The organism is Microbacterium sp. 22179, from assembly GCF_052045715.1.
GTDB classification, from domain to species: domain Bacteria; phylum Actinomycetota; class Actinomycetes; order Actinomycetales; family Microbacteriaceae; genus Microbacterium; species Microbacterium galbinum.
The window spans coordinates 681,499-699,545 of sequence record NZ_JBQEPJ010000001.1 but is presented as its reverse complement, the minus strand read 5'-3'; the positions used below and the strand labels follow the sequence as shown (position 1 = coordinate 699,545).

General features: G+C 69.5%; 17 protein-coding genes. 7 read left to right on the top strand and 10 right to left on the bottom strand.

The genetic code is table 11. The features are described from left to right. Positions 1-6: 6 nt before the first annotated feature. Genes ACTJKK_RS03395 through ACTJKK_RS03385 form a run of 3 tightly spaced genes read right to left on the bottom strand, consistent with a single transcriptional unit; the run spans position 7 to position 4,636 of the window. Positions 7-1,155, bottom strand: a complete 1,149-nt coding sequence (locus tag ACTJKK_RS03395) for an acyl-CoA dehydrogenase family protein (protein WP_404596426.1) — start codon at positions 1,153-1,155, stop codon at positions 7-9. Further along, complete coding sequence (locus ACTJKK_RS03390; RefSeq protein WP_440747007.1) at positions 1,143-3,077, bottom strand: ATP-binding protein; 1,935 nt, start codon at positions 3,075-3,077, stop codon at positions 1,143-1,145. Before ACTJKK_RS03390 ends, ACTJKK_RS03395 begins: the two co-directional genes overlap by 13 nt. A gap of 5 nt (positions 3,078-3,082) precedes the next feature. Beyond that, positions 3,083-4,636, bottom strand: coding sequence for a carboxyl transferase domain-containing protein (locus ACTJKK_RS03385; RefSeq protein ID WP_440747006.1), 1,554 nt, complete (start codon positions 4,634-4,636; stop codon positions 3,083-3,085). A 111-nt stretch (positions 4,637-4,747) separates the two neighbouring features. Here ACTJKK_RS03385 and ACTJKK_RS03380 point away from each other — a divergent pair, with 111 nt between their 5' ends. Beyond that, positions 4,748-5,335, top strand: coding sequence for a TetR/AcrR family transcriptional regulator (locus tag ACTJKK_RS03380; RefSeq protein ID WP_440747005.1), 588 nt, complete (start codon positions 4,748-4,750; stop codon positions 5,333-5,335). Here ACTJKK_RS03380 and ACTJKK_RS03375 read toward each other — a convergent pair. Genes ACTJKK_RS03375 through pdhA form a run of 3 tightly spaced genes read right to left on the bottom strand, consistent with a single transcriptional unit; the run spans position 5,332 to position 8,806 of the window. Then, positions 5,332-6,687 carry a dihydrolipoamide acetyltransferase family protein gene (locus ACTJKK_RS03375; protein WP_440747004.1) on the bottom strand — a complete coding sequence of 452 codons (1,356 nt, stop codon included), beginning with the start codon at positions 6,685-6,687 and terminating at the stop codon, positions 5,332-5,334. The two genes, ACTJKK_RS03380 and ACTJKK_RS03375, sit on opposite strands and share 4 nt — an antisense overlap. After that, complete coding sequence (locus ACTJKK_RS03370; RefSeq protein ID WP_440747003.1) at positions 6,684-7,691, bottom strand: alpha-ketoacid dehydrogenase subunit beta; 1,008 nt, start codon at positions 7,689-7,691, stop codon at positions 6,684-6,686. Before ACTJKK_RS03370 ends, ACTJKK_RS03375 begins: the two co-directional genes overlap by 4 nt. Then, entirely contained in the window at positions 7,688-8,806 is a 1,119-nt protein-coding gene (gene pdhA / locus ACTJKK_RS03365) for a pyruvate dehydrogenase (acetyl-transferring) E1 component subunit alpha (RefSeq protein WP_440747201.1), read from the bottom strand. The genes ACTJKK_RS03370 and pdhA overlap by 4 nt, the downstream gene beginning before the upstream one ends. 170 nt (positions 8,807-8,976) lie before the next feature. On the opposite strand from pdhA, the gene ACTJKK_RS03360 reads away from it, so the two are divergent. Continuing rightward, positions 8,977-9,462 carry an Lrp/AsnC family transcriptional regulator gene (locus tag ACTJKK_RS03360; protein ID WP_247622526.1) on the top strand — a complete coding sequence of 162 codons (486 nt, stop codon included), beginning with the start codon at positions 8,977-8,979 and terminating at the stop codon, positions 9,460-9,462. Here ACTJKK_RS03360 and ACTJKK_RS03355 read toward each other — a convergent pair. Further along, on the bottom strand, positions 9,422-10,321 hold the full coding sequence (locus tag ACTJKK_RS03355) for an alpha/beta fold hydrolase (protein ID WP_440747002.1): 900 nt from the start codon (positions 10,319-10,321) through the stop codon (positions 9,422-9,424). The genes ACTJKK_RS03360 and ACTJKK_RS03355 overlap by 41 nt on opposite strands. A 66-nt stretch (positions 10,322-10,387) precedes the next feature. Between ACTJKK_RS03355 and ACTJKK_RS03350 the strand changes: the two genes are divergently transcribed. Continuing rightward, positions 10,388-11,125, top strand: coding sequence for an exonuclease domain-containing protein (locus ACTJKK_RS03350; RefSeq protein ID WP_440747001.1), 738 nt, complete (start codon positions 10,388-10,390; stop codon positions 11,123-11,125). An 11-nt stretch (positions 11,126-11,136) separates the two neighbouring features. Here the strand turns inward: ACTJKK_RS03350 and ACTJKK_RS03345 are convergent, their stop codons facing one another. Continuing rightward, entirely contained in the window at positions 11,137-12,144 is a 1,008-nt protein-coding gene (locus ACTJKK_RS03345; protein WP_440747000.1) for a YihY/virulence factor BrkB family protein, read from the bottom strand. A gap of 257 nt (positions 12,145-12,401) precedes the next feature. On the opposite strand from ACTJKK_RS03345, the gene ACTJKK_RS03340 reads away from it, so the two are divergent. The 4 genes from ACTJKK_RS03340 (at position 12,402) to ACTJKK_RS03325 (ending at position 15,986) form a co-directional block, all read left to right on the top strand. Further along, positions 12,402-13,232 (top strand): helix-turn-helix transcriptional regulator, encoded by an 831-nt coding sequence (locus ACTJKK_RS03340; RefSeq protein WP_440746999.1) that lies wholly within the window; start codon positions 12,402-12,404, stop codon positions 13,230-13,232. Positions 13,233-13,316: 84 nt separating this feature from the next. Further along, complete coding sequence (locus ACTJKK_RS03335) at positions 13,317-13,649, top strand: DUF7882 family protein (protein ID WP_440746998.1); 333 nt, start codon at positions 13,317-13,319, stop codon at positions 13,647-13,649. Between the two features lie 54 nt (positions 13,650-13,703). Beyond that, complete coding sequence (locus ACTJKK_RS03330; RefSeq protein ID WP_440746997.1) at positions 13,704-14,309, top strand: TetR/AcrR family transcriptional regulator; 606 nt, start codon at positions 13,704-13,706, stop codon at positions 14,307-14,309. Further along, a complete protein-coding gene (locus tag ACTJKK_RS03325) occupies positions 14,310-15,986 on the top strand; it encodes an MDR family MFS transporter (protein ID WP_440746996.1) in 1,677 nt (558 codons plus the stop codon). It abuts the gene before it with no gap. A gap of 61 nt (positions 15,987-16,047) precedes the next feature. On the opposite strand, the gene ACTJKK_RS03320 is transcribed toward ACTJKK_RS03325, so the two are convergent. Together ACTJKK_RS03320 and ACTJKK_RS03315 are read right to left on the bottom strand one after the other, a co-directional pair. Further along, complete coding sequence (locus tag ACTJKK_RS03320) at positions 16,048-16,860, bottom strand: L,D-transpeptidase (protein WP_440746995.1); 813 nt, start codon at positions 16,858-16,860, stop codon at positions 16,048-16,050. Positions 16,861-16,866: 6 nt separating this feature from the next. Next, complete coding sequence (locus ACTJKK_RS03315) at positions 16,867-18,003, bottom strand: hypothetical protein (protein ID WP_440746994.1); 1,137 nt, start codon at positions 18,001-18,003, stop codon at positions 16,867-16,869. Between the last annotated feature and the right edge of the window lie 44 nt (positions 18,004-18,047).

The following is an 18,047-nucleotide window of genomic DNA, read 5'->3' as shown; positions in this document are numbered from 1 at the left end:
CCCACGCTACCCGGCGAGTCCGAGGCCCCGCGCGATCACGAGCAGCTGCACCTCGGTGGTTCCCTCGCCGATCTCGAGGATCTTCGAGTCGCGATAGTGGCGCGCCACGGGGAACTCGTTCATGAACCCGTTGCCGCCGAAGATCTGCGTGGCATCGCGGGCGTTGTCCATCGCCGCCTCGCCCGCGACGAGCTTCGCGATCGCCGCCTGCTCCGCGAACGGGCGGCCCTCGTCGCGCAACCGTGCCGCATGGTGCCAGGCGAGACGGGCCGTGTGCACACGCGCCCGCATGCGTGCCAGCGTGAACTGGGCGTTCTGCCGGGTGCTCAGCGCGCTGCCGAAGACCGTGCGGCTCTTCGCATAGGCGACGGCCTCCTCGAGGCAGCCCTCGGCCGCGCCGGTGGCGAGTGCGGCGATGGCGATGCGCCCCTCGTCGAGGATGCTGAGGAAATTGCGGAAGCCCTCTCCCCGCTCACCGAGCAGGTTCGCGGCGGGAACCCGCACCCCGTCGAGGGTGAGCGGATGCGTGTCGGAGGCGTTCCACCCCACCTTGTCGTACGGCGCTTCGACCGTGAAACCGGGCGTGCCGTTCGGCACGATGATCGTCGAGATCTCCTTGCGACCGTCCACACTCCCCGTCACCGCCGTGACGGTCACGAAACGCGTGATCGGAGTGCCGGAGTTCGTGATGAACTGCTTGGTGCCGTCGACGACCCAGTCCTCGCCGTCGAGTCGTGCGGTCGTGCGCGTGGCACCGGCGTCGCTCCCCGCCTCCGGTTCGGTGAGCCCGAAGCCGGCCAGGGCGCGGCCGGCGAGCAGGTCGGGGAGCAACTCGTTCTTCTGCGTCTCCGTGCCGAAGCGGAAGATCGGCATGGCGCCGAGGCTCACACCGGCCTCGAGCGTGATCGCGATCGACTGATCGACCCGGGCGAGTGCCTCGATCGCGATGCCCAGCGCGAGATAGTCACCGCCCTGTCCGCCGTACTCCTCCGGGAAGGGCAGGCCGAACAGTCCGAGATCTCCCATCTGCGCGACCACGTCCATCGGCAGGGTGTGCGTGCGGTCCGCCTCGTACGAGCGCGGAGCGACGACGGTCTCGGCGAACTCGCGCACCATGCCGGCGAGTTCACGCTCCTCGGGGCTCAGGTCGTCCATGTGTCTGTCTCCTCCGTCGTCGTATCCGTCATCACGCGCACGACGGATTCGCCGCGCCGCACCTGATCGCCCACGGCCACGAGCACCCGCACGACACCGTCGTGCGGAGCGAGCACCGGGTGCTCCATCTTCATCGCCTCGATCGACACGAGGGCTGCTCCCGCCCTCACATGGTCGCCATCCCGCACGTGCACCGCGACCACGCTCCCCGGCATGGGCGCCCGCCCCTCCGGCTCGGTGGCGGATGCCGCGTCGGACCGGGCAGCGAGGCGACGATCGAGCGCTGCGCGACGGTCGAGCGGGCGCAAGCGCACGCCGCGCCCGTCCTCGGCGACCCAGATCGCTCCGTCCGCATCGGCTCGTGCGACCGCGTAGCGCCGCACGCCGTCGAGGGGTGACGCCTCCACGACGGCGTCATCGTCGGTGAGGAACACTCGCGCCGCTGCGGCCGACGGAACGCCGCTGAGACGCCATCCTGAGCCGTCGTTCCACGGGAACAGCGCATCGGCGTCCGCCGGGTCGGAGAGCACGACCCGCGAAGCCGCGTCGAGCATGCCGGGTGACGGCGGCTCCGGTGCGATCGGGAGCAGGGTCTCGATGAGCCCGGTGTCGAGGTCGCCGGCTCGCACGCGCTCGTCCTGGCAGAGGGTGCGCAGGAACGCGATGTTCGTCTCGACACCCAGCACGACGGTGCGTGAGAGAGCGATGTCGAGACGCCGCAGTGCGGTCTCGCGATCGTCTGCCACGGCGATGATCTTCGCGATCATCGGGTCGTAGAACCCCGATACCTCGGATCCGGTCTCGACGGCGGAGTCGACGCGCACACCCGGCGGGGGTGTGAAGAGCAGGACGGTTCCCGTCGAGGGTACGAAGCCCCGTTCGGGCGCCTCGGCGTAGACGCGCGCCTCGACCGCATGACCGTGCACGACGGGCGCGGCATCGAGGGCGAGCCCTGCCGCGACGCGTAACTGCAGCGCCACGAGATCGAGACCCGTCACCTCCTCGGTGACCGGATGCTCGACCTGCAGGCGGGTGTTCATCTCGATGAAGAACACCTCCGTCGGGTCGTCGGCGTCGATCAGGAACTCGACCGTGCCCGCGCCGACGTACGACACGCTCTCGGCAGCGCGCACCGCCGCCCGGAAGAGGTCCTCCCGGGTGGCGGCGGAGATGCCGACCGACGGCGCCTCCTCGATCACCTTCTGGTGCCGCCGCTGGAGCGTGCATTCGCGCTCGCCGAGGGCGATGACCGTGCCGTGGACGTCACCGAACACCTGCACCTCGATGTGCCGGGGACGCCGGAGCAGGCGTTCGAGAACCAGGGAATCGTCGCCGAAGGCCGCTGCCGCGACGCGGCGTGCGGAAGCCAGCGCACCGGACAGATCGGATGCCGCCGCGACGACCTCCATCCCCTTCCCGCCGCCGCCGGCACTCGGCTTCACGAGCAGCGGGTAGCCGACGGCATCCGCCTCGTGCGCGATCCGATCGTCGTCGAGCCCCGCGGCGTCGAAGCCCGGGACCACGGGCACGCCGTGACGCACCACATGCTTGCGGGCGCGCGCCTTGTCACCCATGATCTGCAGCGCCTCGATGCCGGGGCCGATGAAGACGATGCCGTTCGCGCGGCAGGCTTCGGCGAGGCCGACGCTCTCGGAGAGGAAACCGTAACCGGGGTGAATGGCCTGGGCGCCCGTGTCGACGGCCGCCGCGATGATCGCGTCGATGTCGAGGTACGAAGCGCTCGCCGGGGCCGGGCCGATCCGCACCGCCTCGTCTGCCTCGCGCACGTGAGGGGCATCCGCGTCGGCGTCGCTGTAGACCGCGACGCTGCGGATGTCGAGCGCGGTGAGGGTGCGGATCACGCGCCGTGCGATCTCGCCGCGGTTCGCGACGAGGACCGTGTCGAAGAGGTGCTCGCTCATCCCACTCACATCCGGAAGACGCCGAAGCGCGGTTCGGGCAGCGGCGCGCGCGAGACGACGTCGAGGGCGAGCCCGAGCATGTGCCGCGTCTGCTGCGGGTCGACGATCCCGTCGTCCCAGAGGCGGGCGGTCGCGTAGTACGGCTCGCCCTGCTCCTCGTACTGGGCACGGATCGGTTCTTCGAAGTCGGCGCGCTGCTCCGGGGTCCAGGACTCTCCGCGGCCGGTGAGCTGGTCCTCCTTCACGGTCGCCAGGACGGATGCCGCCTGGTTACCGCCCATCACCGAGATGCGGCTCGCGGGCCACGTCCACAGGAAGCGCGGCGAGTAGGCGCGCCCGCACATCGAGTAGTTGCCCGCGCCGAAGGATCCGCCGATGATCACGGTCAGCTTCGGCACCCGGCAGCTCGCGACGGCGGTGACCATCTTCGCACCGTCCTTCGCGATCCCGCCGGCTTCGGCGTCGGAGCCGACCATGAAGCCGGTGATGTTCTGCAGGAAGAGGAGCGGGATGCCCCGCTGATCGCACAGCTCGATGAAGTGCGCTCCCTTGAGTGCGGACTCGCTGAAGAGCACGCCGTTGTTCGCGACGATGCCCACGGGGTGCCCGTGTATCCGGGCGAAGGTGGTCACCAGCGTCGTGCCGTACTCCGCCTTGAACTCGCGGACGCTGCCGCCGTCGACCAGACGATCGATCACCGCGTGCACGTCGTACGCGGCGTTGACGTCGACGGGGACCACGTCGTACAGCGAGCCCGCTTCGTCGGGTTCGCGCGTCGGGAGGACCTCCCAGATCGGCTCACGCGGTGCCGGGAGCGTGCGCACGATATCCCGGAGGATCTCGAGGGCGTGCTCGTCGTCCTCGGCGAGGTGATCGACCACCCCGCTGCGGCGCGCGTGCATCTCTCCCCCACCGAGCTCCTCCGCCGTGACGACCTCTCCGATCGCGGCCTTCACCAGCGGCGGACCACCGAGGAAGATCGTGCCCTGGCCGCGCACGATGACCGTCTCGTCGCTCATCGCCGGTACGTAGGCGCCACCCGCGGTGCAGGATCCGAGCACCGCGGCGAGCTGCGGGATGCCCTCGGCCGACATCCGTGCCTGGTGGAAGAAGATGCGACCGAAGTGGTCGCGGTCGGGGAAGACCTCGTCCTGCTTGGGGAGGAACGCCCCGCCGGAATCCACCAGGTAGAGGCACGGCAGACGGTTCTCACGTGCGATCTCCTGAGCACGCAGATGCTTCTTGACCGTCATCGGGAGGTAGGTGCCGCCCTTCACGGTCGCATCGTTGCAGACGACCATCACGTGCCGGCCGTGCACCAGTCCGATGCCGGCGATCACTCCCGCGCCCGGCGCTTCGCCGTCGTAGAGCCCGTCCGCCGCGAGTGGCGCCACCTCGAGGAACGGACTCCCCTCGTCGAGAAGTCGGTCGACGCGCTCGCGCGGCAGGAGCTTTCCCCGGGCGACATGGCGCTGACGCGAGGCCTCCGGGCCACCGAGTGCCGCGGCGGCGAGTCGCTCGTGCAACTGCTCGGCGAGGGCCTGCTGGGTTGCGGGCATCGCGGTGTCCTCCTCGACACGCTTCGGCGCAGCCACGGTGCTGGCGCTGCACACGATCCTTCGGTTAGTGTGCACTAACCCGGTTATTCAGGTTAGCGAGGATTAACTGAGATGACAACCCCGATCACCGCTCGTGATCGCGCCAAGGCGGAGCGCTCGGATGCGATCCGTCACGAGGCGGCGCTGCTCTTCGCCGCCCGCGGCTACAACGGCGTCAGCCTCGAGGACATCGGGGCTGCCGTGGGCGTCTCCGGCCCCGCCGTCTACCGCCATTTCGCGGGAAAGCAGGCGCTGCTCGGCTCCGTGCTCGTGAAGGTCAGCCACGATCTGCTGACGGGCGGCACACGCGTGGCGACCGCTGACGCGGACGCCGAGGAGAGGATGGAGGCGCTGATCCGCTTCCACGTCGACTTCGCCCTGCGCAACGCCGCCGTGATCCAGGTACAGGACCGGGATGTCGTGCATCTCGCTGACGACGATCGCGACGATGTCCGCCGCGTGCAGCGCGACTACATCGAACTGTGGATCGACACGCTCGCTCCCCTGCTTCCGGCCGACCGCGACGAGTTGCGTCTGCGCGTGCAGGCCTGTTTCGGCCTCATCAACTCCACGCCGCACAGCACGCGCGCTGCGGCGCGCCGCCACGCGGCCACCGGGGACGTGCTGGCGCGCATGGCCTCCGCGGCGTTGCGCAGCTAACCGAAGAGCATCGCCCGACCCGGCTCCTGCAGCACGTCGGCGACATCGCGCAGGAATCGCGCACCCTCGGCCCCGTCCACCAGACGGTGATCGAACGAGAGGCTCAGCGTCATCATGTCGCGCAGCGCGATCTCGCCGCGGTGCTCCCAGGGCTGGCGTCGGATCGCACCCACCGCGAGGATTCCCGACTGCCCCGGCGGCAGGATCGGCGTGCCGGCATCGATGCCGAAGACCCCGATGTTCGAGATCGAGAACGTTCCACCCTGGAGTTCCGCCGGCGTGGTCCTCCCCGCGCGAGCCGTGGCCGCGAGATCGCGGATCGCATCCGCCATACCGCCGAGGCCGAGACCCTCGGCATCGCGGATGTTCGGCACGATGAGTCCGCGGTCCGTCGCCGCAGCGATACCGAGGTCCACGTAGCGGTACTGGACGATCTCCCCGGCCGCTTCGTCCCAGTGCGCGTTCAATCCCGGCGTTCGACCGAGCGCCAGGCATACGGCCTTCGCGACGACAGCGAGCGGGCCGATGCGGTGCTTGCTCCAGACACGATCGGCGCGAAGCGAGTCGAGCAGTTCGACCGTGGCCGTGACGTCGACCGTGTGGAAGACCGTGACGTGCGGCGCGGTGAAGGCGCTCTCGACCATCGCCGCCGCCGTGTGCTTGCGCACGCCCCGGATGGGGATGCGCACCTCGCGCGCCCCCTCCTCCGATGCGCCGAACGCGGGAGAGGTCTCGCGCCGTGGCGCCGCGACTGTCCGACCTCCGGCATCCGCCGCGGTCGAGGCGAAGGAATCGATGTCTGCGCGGGTGATCAGGCGATCGCCGACGACGGCCGCGACCACGGCGAGATCCACGCCCGCGCGCTTCGCATACGCGCGGACGGGCGGGGTCGAGCGCGGCCGCTCCACGACCGGTGGCTCGGCCGTGACCGAGGGGGACGCGTCGTGCGGTGCGGCCTCGATCACGGCCGCATCGATCACCGGCACGCTTGTTGCTGCGCGCCGCGCGCGCCGCGCCGGTCGCCCCGACGTCGACGGGGCCGCCCCGTATCCGACGAGATTGGGCTGAGCCCGCTCCGCTCCGGCCGTCGGAGCGGAGGCATCCGCTTCCTCGCCCACGACCTCGAAGGCGATCAGGGGCGAGCCGACCGCGACGGTCTCTCCGGCGTCGGCGTGCAGCTCGGCCACCGTTCCCTCATAGGGCGAGGGGAGTTCGACGACCGCTTTCGCCGTCTCGACCTCCGCCAGCGTCTGGTTGAGCGCGACCTGCTCACCGGGAGCGACCAGCCATTGCACGACCTCGGCCTCCGTGAGGCCCTCGCCGAGGTCGGGGAGGCGGAACTCGGCGATCATGCGTCCACCCCCGTTCGCGCGCCGCGATCGAGCACGCGATCGACCGCATCCAGCAGCCGGTCGAGATCGGGAAGGTGGTACTTCTCGAGCTTCGCGGGCGGGTACGGCACGTCGTGCCCCGTCACCCTCAGGGGCGCCGACTCGAGGTACTCGAAGCAGAACTCCGTGATGCTCGCGATCACCTCGGCGGCGACACCGGCCTCCCGCGAGGCCTCGTGCGCGACGACGACGCGACCCGTCTTGCGCACGGAAGCGGCCAGCGTGTCGTAGTCGACGGGCGAGAGGGAGCGCAGATCGACGACCTCGATCGATACGCCCTCGTCCTCCGCGGCCGACGCGGCCTGGAGCGCGGTGGACACCATCGCGCCGTAGGTGACGAGGGTCACATCCGTCCCCCCGCGGACCACCTGGGCGAGCCCCATCGGTACGGCATCCGCGAGCGGCGCATCCAGGTCGACCTCGCCCTTGTGATGGTAGAGGCGCTTCGGTTCGAAGAAGATCACCGGATCGTCGGAGGCGATCGCCTGCCGCAGGCTGCGATAGGCGTCCTCGGGGTTCGAGACTGCCACGACGCGCAGCCCCGCGGTATGGACGAAGTACGCCTCGGGCGATTCCGAATGGTGCTCGGCGGCGCCGATGCCCCCGGCCCACGGGATGCGGATCGTGATCGGCATCTTCACCCGCCCGTGCGTGCGATAGTGCAGCTTCGCCACCTGCGCCACGATCTGATCGAAGGCCGGGTACACGAATCCGTCGAACTGGATCTCGACCACCGGGCGATAGCCGCGGAAGGCGAGTCCGACCGCCGTCCCGACGATCCCGGACTCCGCGAGCGGCGTATCGATCACACGACCGGCGCCGAACTCGTCGAGGAGACCGTCGGTGATCCGGAAGACGCCGCCGAGCTTGCCGATGTCCTCGCCGAGGAGCACGACCCGGTCGTCGTCGCGCATGGCCCTCCGCAATCCCGCGCCGAGCGCCTTGCCCAGAGTCAGCTCCGTCATGCCGTCGCCTCCTCGAAGCCGGCGAGGTACTCGGCGTACTCCTCGCGTTGGCGGTCGAGACCCGTGTGCGGTTCGGCATAGACACCGTCGAAGACCGCCAGCGGCGGACGGGTCACCATGCCGAGGCACTGCGCCCGCATCTCTTTGGCGACCGCGTCGGCGGTCTCCTGCGTCTGCGCGACGTACTCCTCGGAGAGCTCGCCCGCGGCGCGCAGGTGCGCTTCGAGACGGCTGATCGGGTCGCGGCGGCGCCACGCGTCGAGCTCGCCCTCCGGCCGGTAGCGCGTGGGGTCGTCGGCGGTCGTGTGCGGCCCCATCCGGTAGGTGACCGCCTCGATGTAGGCGGGCCCCCTGCCCGAACGAGCGTGATCGAGCGCCCACCGCATCGCGGCGAGGCAGGCGAGGACGTCGTTGCCGTCGACCCTCAGGCTCGGGATGCCGAAGCCGGGGGCGCGACCGGCGATCGGGTACTGCGACTGCACCGCCACCGGCTCGGAGATCGCCCAGTGGTTGTTCTGGCAGACGAAGACGACGGGGGCGCGGTACGAGGCCGCGAAGATCATCGCCTCGTTCACGTCGCCCTGACTCGTGGCACCGTCGCCGAAGTAGGTCACGGCGACCTCGTCGGCCCCCTCGTGCCGGATGCCGAGCGCATAGCCGACGGCGTGCAGCGTCTGCGCACCGATGATGATCTGCAGCGGTGCGACCCGCAGTTCGGCCGGATCGTACGCCGATCCCTCTTCACCGCGCCACATGCGCACGTAGTCGCCGGGCTGAGCGCCCCGGGCGTAGATGACGCCGGTCTCGCGGTAGCTCGGGAAGACGTAGTCGCGGTCCTCCAGCGCCCGGGCGGTGCCGATCTGCGTCGCCTCCTGCCCTTGGCACGGCGCCCAGAGGCCGAGCTGACCCTGCCGCTGGAGCGCGACACCCTCGGCATCGATCCGCCGCAGCACCACCATGTCGCGCAGCAGTCCACGGAGCATCTCGTGGTCGACGTCGGCGACGAAGGGATCGAGTTGCGGATGCCGCACGCGGGTGCCGTCCGGAGCGAGGAGGCGCTCGGTGAGCTCCAGATCCTGCTCGGTGTCGGCGATGGGAGTGATCTGCGGTGACATCATCGTCCTCCTCGTTCTCAGCAGCCCTCGTGAGGCTCTCGCGCTGGAGCCGGCGACGATGCCGGCATGCCCCGAGCGTACGTCCGCTGAACACGTCGCTCAAGCATCCGAGAGGGGCTTGAGCATGTTGCCAAGCATCCGAGGAATCCGTGCTGCTATCGTTTGGCACTATGCCAGGACTGGACCGCACCGACCTCGAGATCCTCGCCGCTCTCGCCGACGACCCGCGCGTCACGATCGTCGCGCTCGCAGAGACCCTGCGGCTGTCGCGCAACACGATCCAGGCGCGCATGACCCGGCTCGAGCAGACCGGGATCTTCCTCTCGTACGAACGCGCCTTCTCCCCCGACGTGCTGGGTTTCCCGCTGCAGGCGTTCGTCAGCATCGGGGTGCGGCAGACCGAGCTCCCGCGCATCATCAACGAGCTCGCCCGCATCCCGGAGGTCGTGCAGGCGCACGGGCTGAGCGGCTCGATCGACCTGCTCGCACGGGTCGCCTGCCGCGACGCGCGTCACCTCTTCGACACCGACGCGCGGATCCTGTCGATCGAGGGCGTGGAGCGCACGGAGACGTCTCTCGCGATGGGCGAGGTCATCCCGTTCCGCGTCGCCGGACTCATCGGCCTCGCGCGACGGGAATCCGGAGGAAGCGTCTGATCGCACCGGCCGCCTCGGCCGGCGTCTCGTAGTGGATCAGGTGACCGACTTCGGCGATCTCGACGAGCGACGCGTCGTCGAAGAGCGTCGCGAGCGTGCGCTCGGCCTCGATCGGCGTGATGTCGTCGCGCTGCGCGGCCACCAGCAGCGTCGGGACGTGGATGTCGGGAGCGAACCCGCGCACGTCGTGCGAGACGCTCGCCACGAAGGCGTCGCGGAGCACGTCGCGATCCGAGAAGCGCGAGAAGTACGTGTCGTGCTGATCGTGGATGAATCGGCGCAGAGCGGGGTCGGAGGTCTTGGCCATCGTGATGCTCATCACCCGTACGATGAGGCGGTTGCGCAGAAGCGCGGTTCCGAGGCGTTCGGGCAGACGCGCTCCCAGGGCGTAGTACAGCACGGCGAGCCGTGTCATCACACCCTTGGGGCCTTCCAGCGCCGGCGCCCCGATGGGATTGAGGAGGATCAGGCGGGGCGTCACGAGCCCGCGCGCCACGGCCGCGGACGTGACGATCGACCCGAACGAGTGGCCGAGGATGACGGCGCCGGGGGCGACCTCCCCCACGAAATCGCCGAGCCACGCCGCGTACTCGTCGAGGTCGTGCGTGCGTCCGGGAAGCGGAGCCGTCTCACCGAAGCCCGGCAGATCCGGCACGATCACGCGTGCCTCGGGGAGGAAGGCAAGAACCGGCTCCAGCCCGTGATGCTCTCCGCGGAAGCCGTGCACGGCCACGATCGTGGTCTCGGCGTCCTCGGGGCCGTACACCCAGTACGCCGTCGTGCCACCGCGCACTTCTGCCTCCCGTCGCTCGACGGGAAGTCGAGCCAGGCGGTCGGCGTACGGAGAGGGCACGGTCATGTCACGAGTCTACGGATTCCCGAGCGCCTCCCTCCGAATGTCCGAGCCCGGATCTAGCGTGGGCCCATGGCCGACGATCTCCCGCTCCCGCCCTGGCTGCGCCGTGTCGGCGTGTTCGACCTGGAGACGACGGGGATCGACGTCACATCCGATCGCATCGTCACCGCGCATGTCGGCGTGCTCGACGCCGAGGGCCACCAAATCGTGGCCCGTACCTGGCTCGCCGACCCCGGTGTCGATATCCCGGAGGGGGCGACCGCAGTGCATGGCGTCACGACCGCTCGGGCACGGGCGGAGGGGCGCCCCGCACGCGAAGTCGTCGCCCAGGTGCTGATCGCTCTGCGTTCGCTCCTCGATCAGGGCATCCCCGTCGTCGCGTACAACGCCTCCTACGACTTCTCACTCCTCGCGCACGAGGCCGTTCGACACGGACTCGCCCCGCTGTCCGATCCCGCGCCCATCATCGATCCCTTCGTGATCGACAAGGCCGTCGATCGCTACCGCAGGGGCAAGCGCACTCTCAGTCTCGTCGCCGCCCATTACGCGGTGGCCCTCGACGGCGCACACGAGGCCGCGGCCGACGCCATCGCCGCGGGACGGGTGGCCCAGGCGATCGCGCGACAGTTCTCGCTGCCCGACACTCTCGACGATCTGCATACGCGGCAGATCGGGTGGGCACGGGCTCAGGCGGAGAGCCTGACGGAGTACTTCATCAGCATCGGCCGCCTCGATCCGGAAGACGCGGTCGACGGTACGTGGCCGGTGCGTCCGCACGCCGTCGGCGCGGCGAACCCGCCCCTCTGACGAGTGCGCGATCACGTCCGATCGCGGAGCCGACGCGCCTCGGCGATCTCGGCGCTCCGTCGCGCCTGCTTACGGACGACCCGTGATCGATCCCGCAGCGGGAGGCGCGGACTCGCCTCTGCCGGGATCCCCGCGCTCAGCTCCCGCGCACGCTCCAGCGTCGCATCGAACTCCACTCCGAGAACGAGAGCGAGGTTCGCGATCCACAGCCAGAGCAGGAGCACGATGATGCCGGCGAGCTGCCCGTAGACGCGCTCGTAGTCGACGATGCTCGAGACGTACAGCCCGAACGCGAGAGAGGCGATGGCGAGAACGACGATCGCCAGCGCCGCACCCCAACTGAGCCAACGGAATCGCGGATGACGGATGTTCGGCGCACGGTCGTACAGGAACGCGACGGTGGCGACCACGATCACGACCAGTATCGGCCAGCGCGCGATCCGCCAGACCAGAAGTGCGGCCTCTCCGCCGCCGAGCTGCTCGCCGATGGCCGCGGCGACGGACGAACTCGCGGCGCCCACGGCCACCGCAGCCGCCGTGGCGAGGAGCACGACGAGCGCCACCGCCACCTGCATGGACTTGAGAGCCCAGGGCGAACGCCCCTCGTCGACGTCGTAGACGCGATTCATCCCGCGGCCGAGGACGGCGATGTATCGGGCGACGGCCCAGATCGTGAGTCCGATACCGATGATCAGCGCGGGGCCCGCGAGAGCGGAGTCCGCGAGGCCGTCGACGGCGTCTGCGATCGTCATCGCCGTCTCCTCGGGCGCGACGGCGCGCACGACCTCGAGAACGAACGTCACCGCCGTGGAATCGCTTCCGAGGAGGCTGACGACCGAGACGCCGACGAGCATGGCTGGTACGAGGGCCAGCACGGAGTGGAAGGTCAGCGCCGCCGCGATGTCGGCAGCGCCGTCGTCGGCGAACTTGCGCGCGGTTCCGCGCGCGACGAAACGCCAGGACCTGGCGCCGAGATCGTGCGGTGCCGGCGGGCCGTCCGACTGTTGAGTCGCCATCATCCTCCTGAGAGTCGGTGCCGAACTTGGCACACGACGGCGCCCGGGAACAAGGGGGTTGACGCTGTGTGACGCCCGCCGCTATCCGTGAATATGAGCAGCATCACCGTCCGGTACCATCCGAACGCACTGGAATATATCGGTGGCGCCACGAGGGGGACGCGGTGAGGTTCAGATCATACGAGGTCGAGCGGGTCGAGGAGACCTGGCGGCAATACGTTCCCTCTGCCTCCTTGCAGCGTGTGGATCCGGATCGCTTCATGTTCGACTGGACGTCGGCCGAGCTCGGAAGTCTGACGCTCGTGCGGTACGACCTCGCGGCGGAGGTGCAGTCCGTCGCGCAACCGGAGAACGAGCTCCTGGTCTGCCGGGTCGCCGCGCCCAACGCCGAGGTCGGCTCCGGGAGGGAGTCCATCGACGCCGGCCAGCCGTGGTTGACCGACGGCGCTCAGGTGCATGCGCGCTGGGAGCACACCGCGCGCGTGCGCGCCCTGGTGATCGACCGGGCGGCGGCGCAGGCACGCGTACGCCAGATCACCGGAGACGACAGACTCACACTCCGATCGTCCGGCCTCGCCCCGCGCGACGAGGAATCCGGACGCCACTGGGAGCGCACGGTCGCGTATCTCGAGGATGCGGTCGCCGAGACCGCCGCCGACGGCATCCTGCGCGCCGAGCTCGAGCGCCATGCGCTGGCGGTCACGCTGTCGGTCTTCCCCACCAGCATCCACGATTCGATGTCGCGCGCGGCTCAGCGCGGGGCCGCTCCGATCGCCGTGCGACGAGCACTCGTGTTCATCGACGAGAACGCGCACCGCCCGATCACGATCGACGACGTCGCCGCTGCCGCGTTCATCTCGACACGCGGCCTGCAGTACGCCTTCCGCCGGGCGCTGGACTCGACTCCGGCCGAGTACCTGCGCCGCGCGCGTCTGGCGGGCGCGCATCGCGACCTCTCCGACGGGGGCCATGGTTCGATCGCGGTGGTGGCACGACGCTGGGGTTTCAGCCACCCGTCGCGCTTCGCCGCGTCATACCGTTCGGAGTACGGGGTGGCGCCGTCGGCCACCGCGGCCCAGGCGCGCAGATGACATCGGGCGCACGGACGTTTCGCGTCAGCGGCGCGTCGTTCCGCGCGGGAGGCCGCGCGTCGCGGGGCACCGTAGAGTCCGATTGTGGGCAGTCTCTACTACGGCGATAGCGCCGAACCGATCGGCATCGAGGATCGCGCACTCGCGCACCTGAAGGTCGTGATCTCGACCAAGCTCCGGCGCAACGAGAGCTTCACGCTGTCGTGGAAGCACCCGGAGACGGATGCCGTTGGCCGATCGACGATCTGGTTGCACCCCTCCATTCCCCTCCGCTTCGTCTTCGATGAGGCGGAGCCGCCGGAACTGAGCCGCCCGTGGATCGAGGCGCTCGCGCATTCTGCGAACTCGACCGGCGGGATCGCTCTGATCGATGAGCAGATCAGTTCCGATGCGCCCCTGGAGGCCTCGCGCGGCTGACCCGCCCCCCTCCATTCAGTGCACTCCAAGGTTTGAAGTGCAAACTTGCACTCTATGGAGAACAATGCACCTTCGCTGCGCGATGTTCGCAAGCGCGAGACCATCCGCGCACTCACCGACACGGCTCGACGCCTGACGATCGAGCGCGGCTTCGCCGGGTTCACCGTCGAAGAGGTCTGCGCCGAGGCGGGGGTCTCCCGCCGAACGTTCTTCAACTACTTCGAGAGCAAGGACAACGCGGTCTTCGGATACACCGAGATCGATCCGCGCCTCGTCGAGCTCGACGACGAGTTCGTGGCGAAGAGCGGTGACCTGCTCGACGACTTCGTCGACGTCGTGGTCCGTCGCTGGGAGATGCTCGACCCGCTGTCCGACGCCCCCGCCCTCCTCCAGGTGATCGAGCACGAACCGCGACTGCTGAAGGGCGCGTTCGAGCGATTGGCCGAGAACGAGCGCCGCGACGTCGCCCTCATCGTGCGCCGCGAAGGCGCCGATCAGACGATGCGCGCCGAGGTCGTCGTCCACACCGTCGGCGCCTGCATCCGCCTGGCCGTCGCTCAGATCCTGGATCACCAGTCCTCCATCCCGTTCGGCCGACTCGTCGCCGAACGCCTCGACATCGCTCGCGACCTCTTCGCCTCCGCACAGAAAGACCACTGAATGTCCACCACCGCCACGGCAGATGCGCCCTTCCTGCTCACCAAGCGCCGCATCTGGATCATCTTCAGCGCCCTGATCGCCGGGATGCTGCTCTCCAGCCTCGATCAGACCATCGTCTCGACCGCGATGCCGACGATCGTCGGCGAGCTCGGCGGCGTCGACCACCAGGTGTGGATCACCACGGCCTACCTCCTCGCGACCACCATCGTCATGCCGATCTACGGCAAGTTCGGCGACGTGCTCGGCAGACGGAGCCTGTTCCTCGTGGCGATCGCGCTCTTCACCCTCGCCTCGGTCGGCTGCGCGTTCGCGACGGACTTCTGGATGTTCGTCGTCTTCCGCGCGCTGCAGGGCCTCGGCGGCGGCGGATTGATGATCCTCTCGCAGGCGATCATCGCCGACATCGTGCCGGCGAACGAGCGCGGCAAGTACATGGGCCCCCTGGGTGCGGTCTTCGGCCTCTCCGCTGTGGCCGGGCCGCTGCTCGGCGGCTTCTTCGTCGACCACATGACCTGGCAGTGGGCGTTCTACATCAACATCCCCGTCGGCATCGCCGCGTTCATCATCGCCCTCGTCGCCCTCAAGCTCCCCAGCAAGAAGGCCGAGAAGCCGATCGACGTGTTCGGGGTCATCTTCCTCTCGATCGCCACGACTTGCCTCATCTTCTTCACCGACTTCGGTGGCGACAAGGACTTCGGCTGGTCCTCGATCGCCACGTGGGCCTGGGGCGCGGGACTGATCGTCGCGGCGACCGCGTTCGTGATCACCGAGTCCCGCGTGCAGGACCCGATCATCCCGCTGAGCCTGTTCCGCAATCCGATCTTCGTGAACGCCACCGCGATCGGGCTGGTTCTCGGCATCGGGATGTTCGCCGCGATCGGCTTCGTGCCGACCTTCCTGCAGATGTCCTCCGGCACCTCCGCCGCGGCATCCGGACTGCTGATGATCCCGATGATGGTGGGACTGATCGGAACCTCGATCTTCTCGGGCATCGCGATCTCGAAGACCGGTCGGTACAAGGCCTATCCGATCGTGGGAACGATCCTCACCGGCATGGCCATGGTCGCCATGACCACACTGTCGGCCGAGACGCCCATCTGGCTCATCTGCGTGTTCCTGTTCGTCTTCGGCGCCGGACTCGGCCTCATCATGCAGGTCGTCGTGCTGGTCGTGCAGAACGCCGTTCCGGCCGGTGAGATCGGTACCGCGACGAGCACGAACAACTACTTCCGCGAGGTGGGGGCTTCTCTCGGGACGGCGGTGTTCGGCACGATCTTCACCACCCGTCTCACCGAGAACCTGCTCGGTGTCTTCACGGATGCCGGAGCGTCGTCTTCCGACGCCGCCCAATCCGCCGCGACGATCGACCCGGCCACCCTCAACTCACTGCCCGACGAGGTGCGCGACGGAATCGTCACCGCGTACGCCGACGCCCTCGCTCCGGTGTTCTGGTACCTCGTGCCGTTCATCGTGCTCGCGCTCGTGCTCTCGCTGTTCCTCAAGCAGATCCCCCTGTCGGATCAGGCAGGACTCGTCGCGCGGGGAGAGGCCATCACGGGCGAGGAAGCCGAGAAGCTCGAGGCCGAGCTGCGTGCGCGGCCGACGCCGGGCGCCCACGGCGATGCCCCGGACGCCCCGTCCGGATCGGATGCCGAGACGAGGCGTTCCTCCCGGTGATCAGACGGAAGGCCCCGGGCGCATGCGCGCCCGGGGCCTTCCGTCTGCGGTGACCTCGGACTCAGCGCACCTGCAGCGGTGTGCCGAGGGGCAGGAGCTGGGCGAGCGCCGTGATGTCGGCGTTCGCCAGGCGCACGCAACCGTGCGAGGCGTCGGAGCCGATGCTCGCCTCGTCGTCGGTGCCGTGCAGGCCGATCTGACCCGGGCCACCGCCGTACGAGTTGAGGGCGTCGGAGAACGCCGTCGTACCGTAGGCGTACGGGCCGTAACCGCTGTTCGTCGGAGCGAGCAGCTCGGTGATCGCGAACTGCCCCTTCGGGGTCGGCGTTCCGCCCGTGCCCGTCGCGACCGGATAGCTCTGCCGCAGCTCCCCGCCTTCGTAGAGATCGAGGGTGTTGGTCGACGTCGTCACGACCAGCGCGTACGAGGTCGTGGAGAGCTGAACGGCCTCCGAGTGAATCCACCCGAGGCTTCCGTTGGGCCGCTGCGCGAGTTGGACCTGCAGCCAGTCCCCCTCCTGAGCGGTGACCAGGAAGACGAGAGGCGCTCCGGACGACTGCGGGTTCGGCAACGATTGCGTCGCTGCACCACCGGGCTCGGCGCTGACCGCGATCTCGGCGCCGATCACGGCGGCGACGGTCGACTCCGCGGGCGCATGGACATCGGCGACCGGCTCCTCCGCCGTCGGCGTGGGTGTCGGCGTCGGGTCGGGCGTCGCGACGGGGGTCGACGAACTGGTCGGCGCGGGCTCGGCGACTGCCGGACCGCGACCGAAGATCACCACGCAGGCGACGACGATCGCGGCGCACACGACGACCGCGGCGGCCACGATGAGAATCGTGCGCCGCCGCGGGACGTTGATGGTGTCGGGCACCGAGTGTCAGCCGGTGTACGTGGCCTCGCCCGGCACCGGCACGGCGACCGGGGCCGCACCGGTGATCGCGAGAGCGCTCGACGCCACCTGACCGGAGGACTCACCGACGAGGACGATGAAGTAGTCGCCGGCGGCGGCCCAGGCCGCGGGGAGCACGATCGTGCCGCTCACGTTGCCGTCGGCATCCGCGATGAAGGTGTCGGGCAGGCTGTCGCCCATGGCGCCGGTACCGATGCCCGAGCTGACGATCTCACCCGGGGCGAAGCCGCTGCCGCTCACCGTGAAGCCGGTGGTGGTCGCCTGCGCGACGGTGATCGACGTGCTGCTGAGAGCGAGAGCGGCGGTGGGCTGCGGCGTGAAGTACGTGGTGAGGTCGCCGATGCGGAAGCTGGCGATGCCCGCGGCGGGCACGGCGGCGGCCCTCAGTGCGACTCCGCCACCCTGCGCCGCGAGCCGCTCCTCGAAAGTCGGCGCGGCGTCAAGCACGCTCGGGGCGGCCTGGCGAAGCACCGGAGGGTTGGAGGGATCTGCCGGCGGAGAAGTGATGACCGGAGCGTCGCCCGGGAGGATCGCGTAATAGGCGATCACCGCGTACCCGCTTTCGGCGAGCTCACTCCCGAACTGCTCGGTGGACATCCCCACCTCGCCCGCTCCCCACTGCGTGGACACGCCGCGGAAGCCGTCGACGGTGGCGATGGTCGTCACCTGCGGGGACTCGATACCGTCGCCGGCGATGAAGACTCCGGTTTCGACCTCCGCGCCGGAGTTCGTCGAGGAATTCTCCATGAAGGCGATGAACTCATCGCCGGAGACAGAGGCGGGAAGGCCGTGCACGAGACCGATGGGCGACGAACCGTTGCTGGTGAATCCGTTCGCGTCGAAGGTGCCGAAGTCCGAGAGCGTCGACCCCTCGGTTCCGGCGAATGCTGTCCACTGCCACTCGTCGGCGATCGCAAACTCCCCGTCGAGCTCCGTCGGAGCGAACGGCGTGAAATCCTCCGGAGCGTCGGCCCAGATGACCTGCGCGGACGCCGCGGGCGTCTCGGTGATGGGCTCCGCGATGGAGGCGGTGGGCACGAGGACGGCGGCGATGCCGAGCGCGGCGGCGCTGAGCGAGGCCACGGCGAGGCGCGAGCGAGTCACAGAGGATTCCTTCGTTGGGAGGCGCCGTTCGGGCGGCGTCTGCC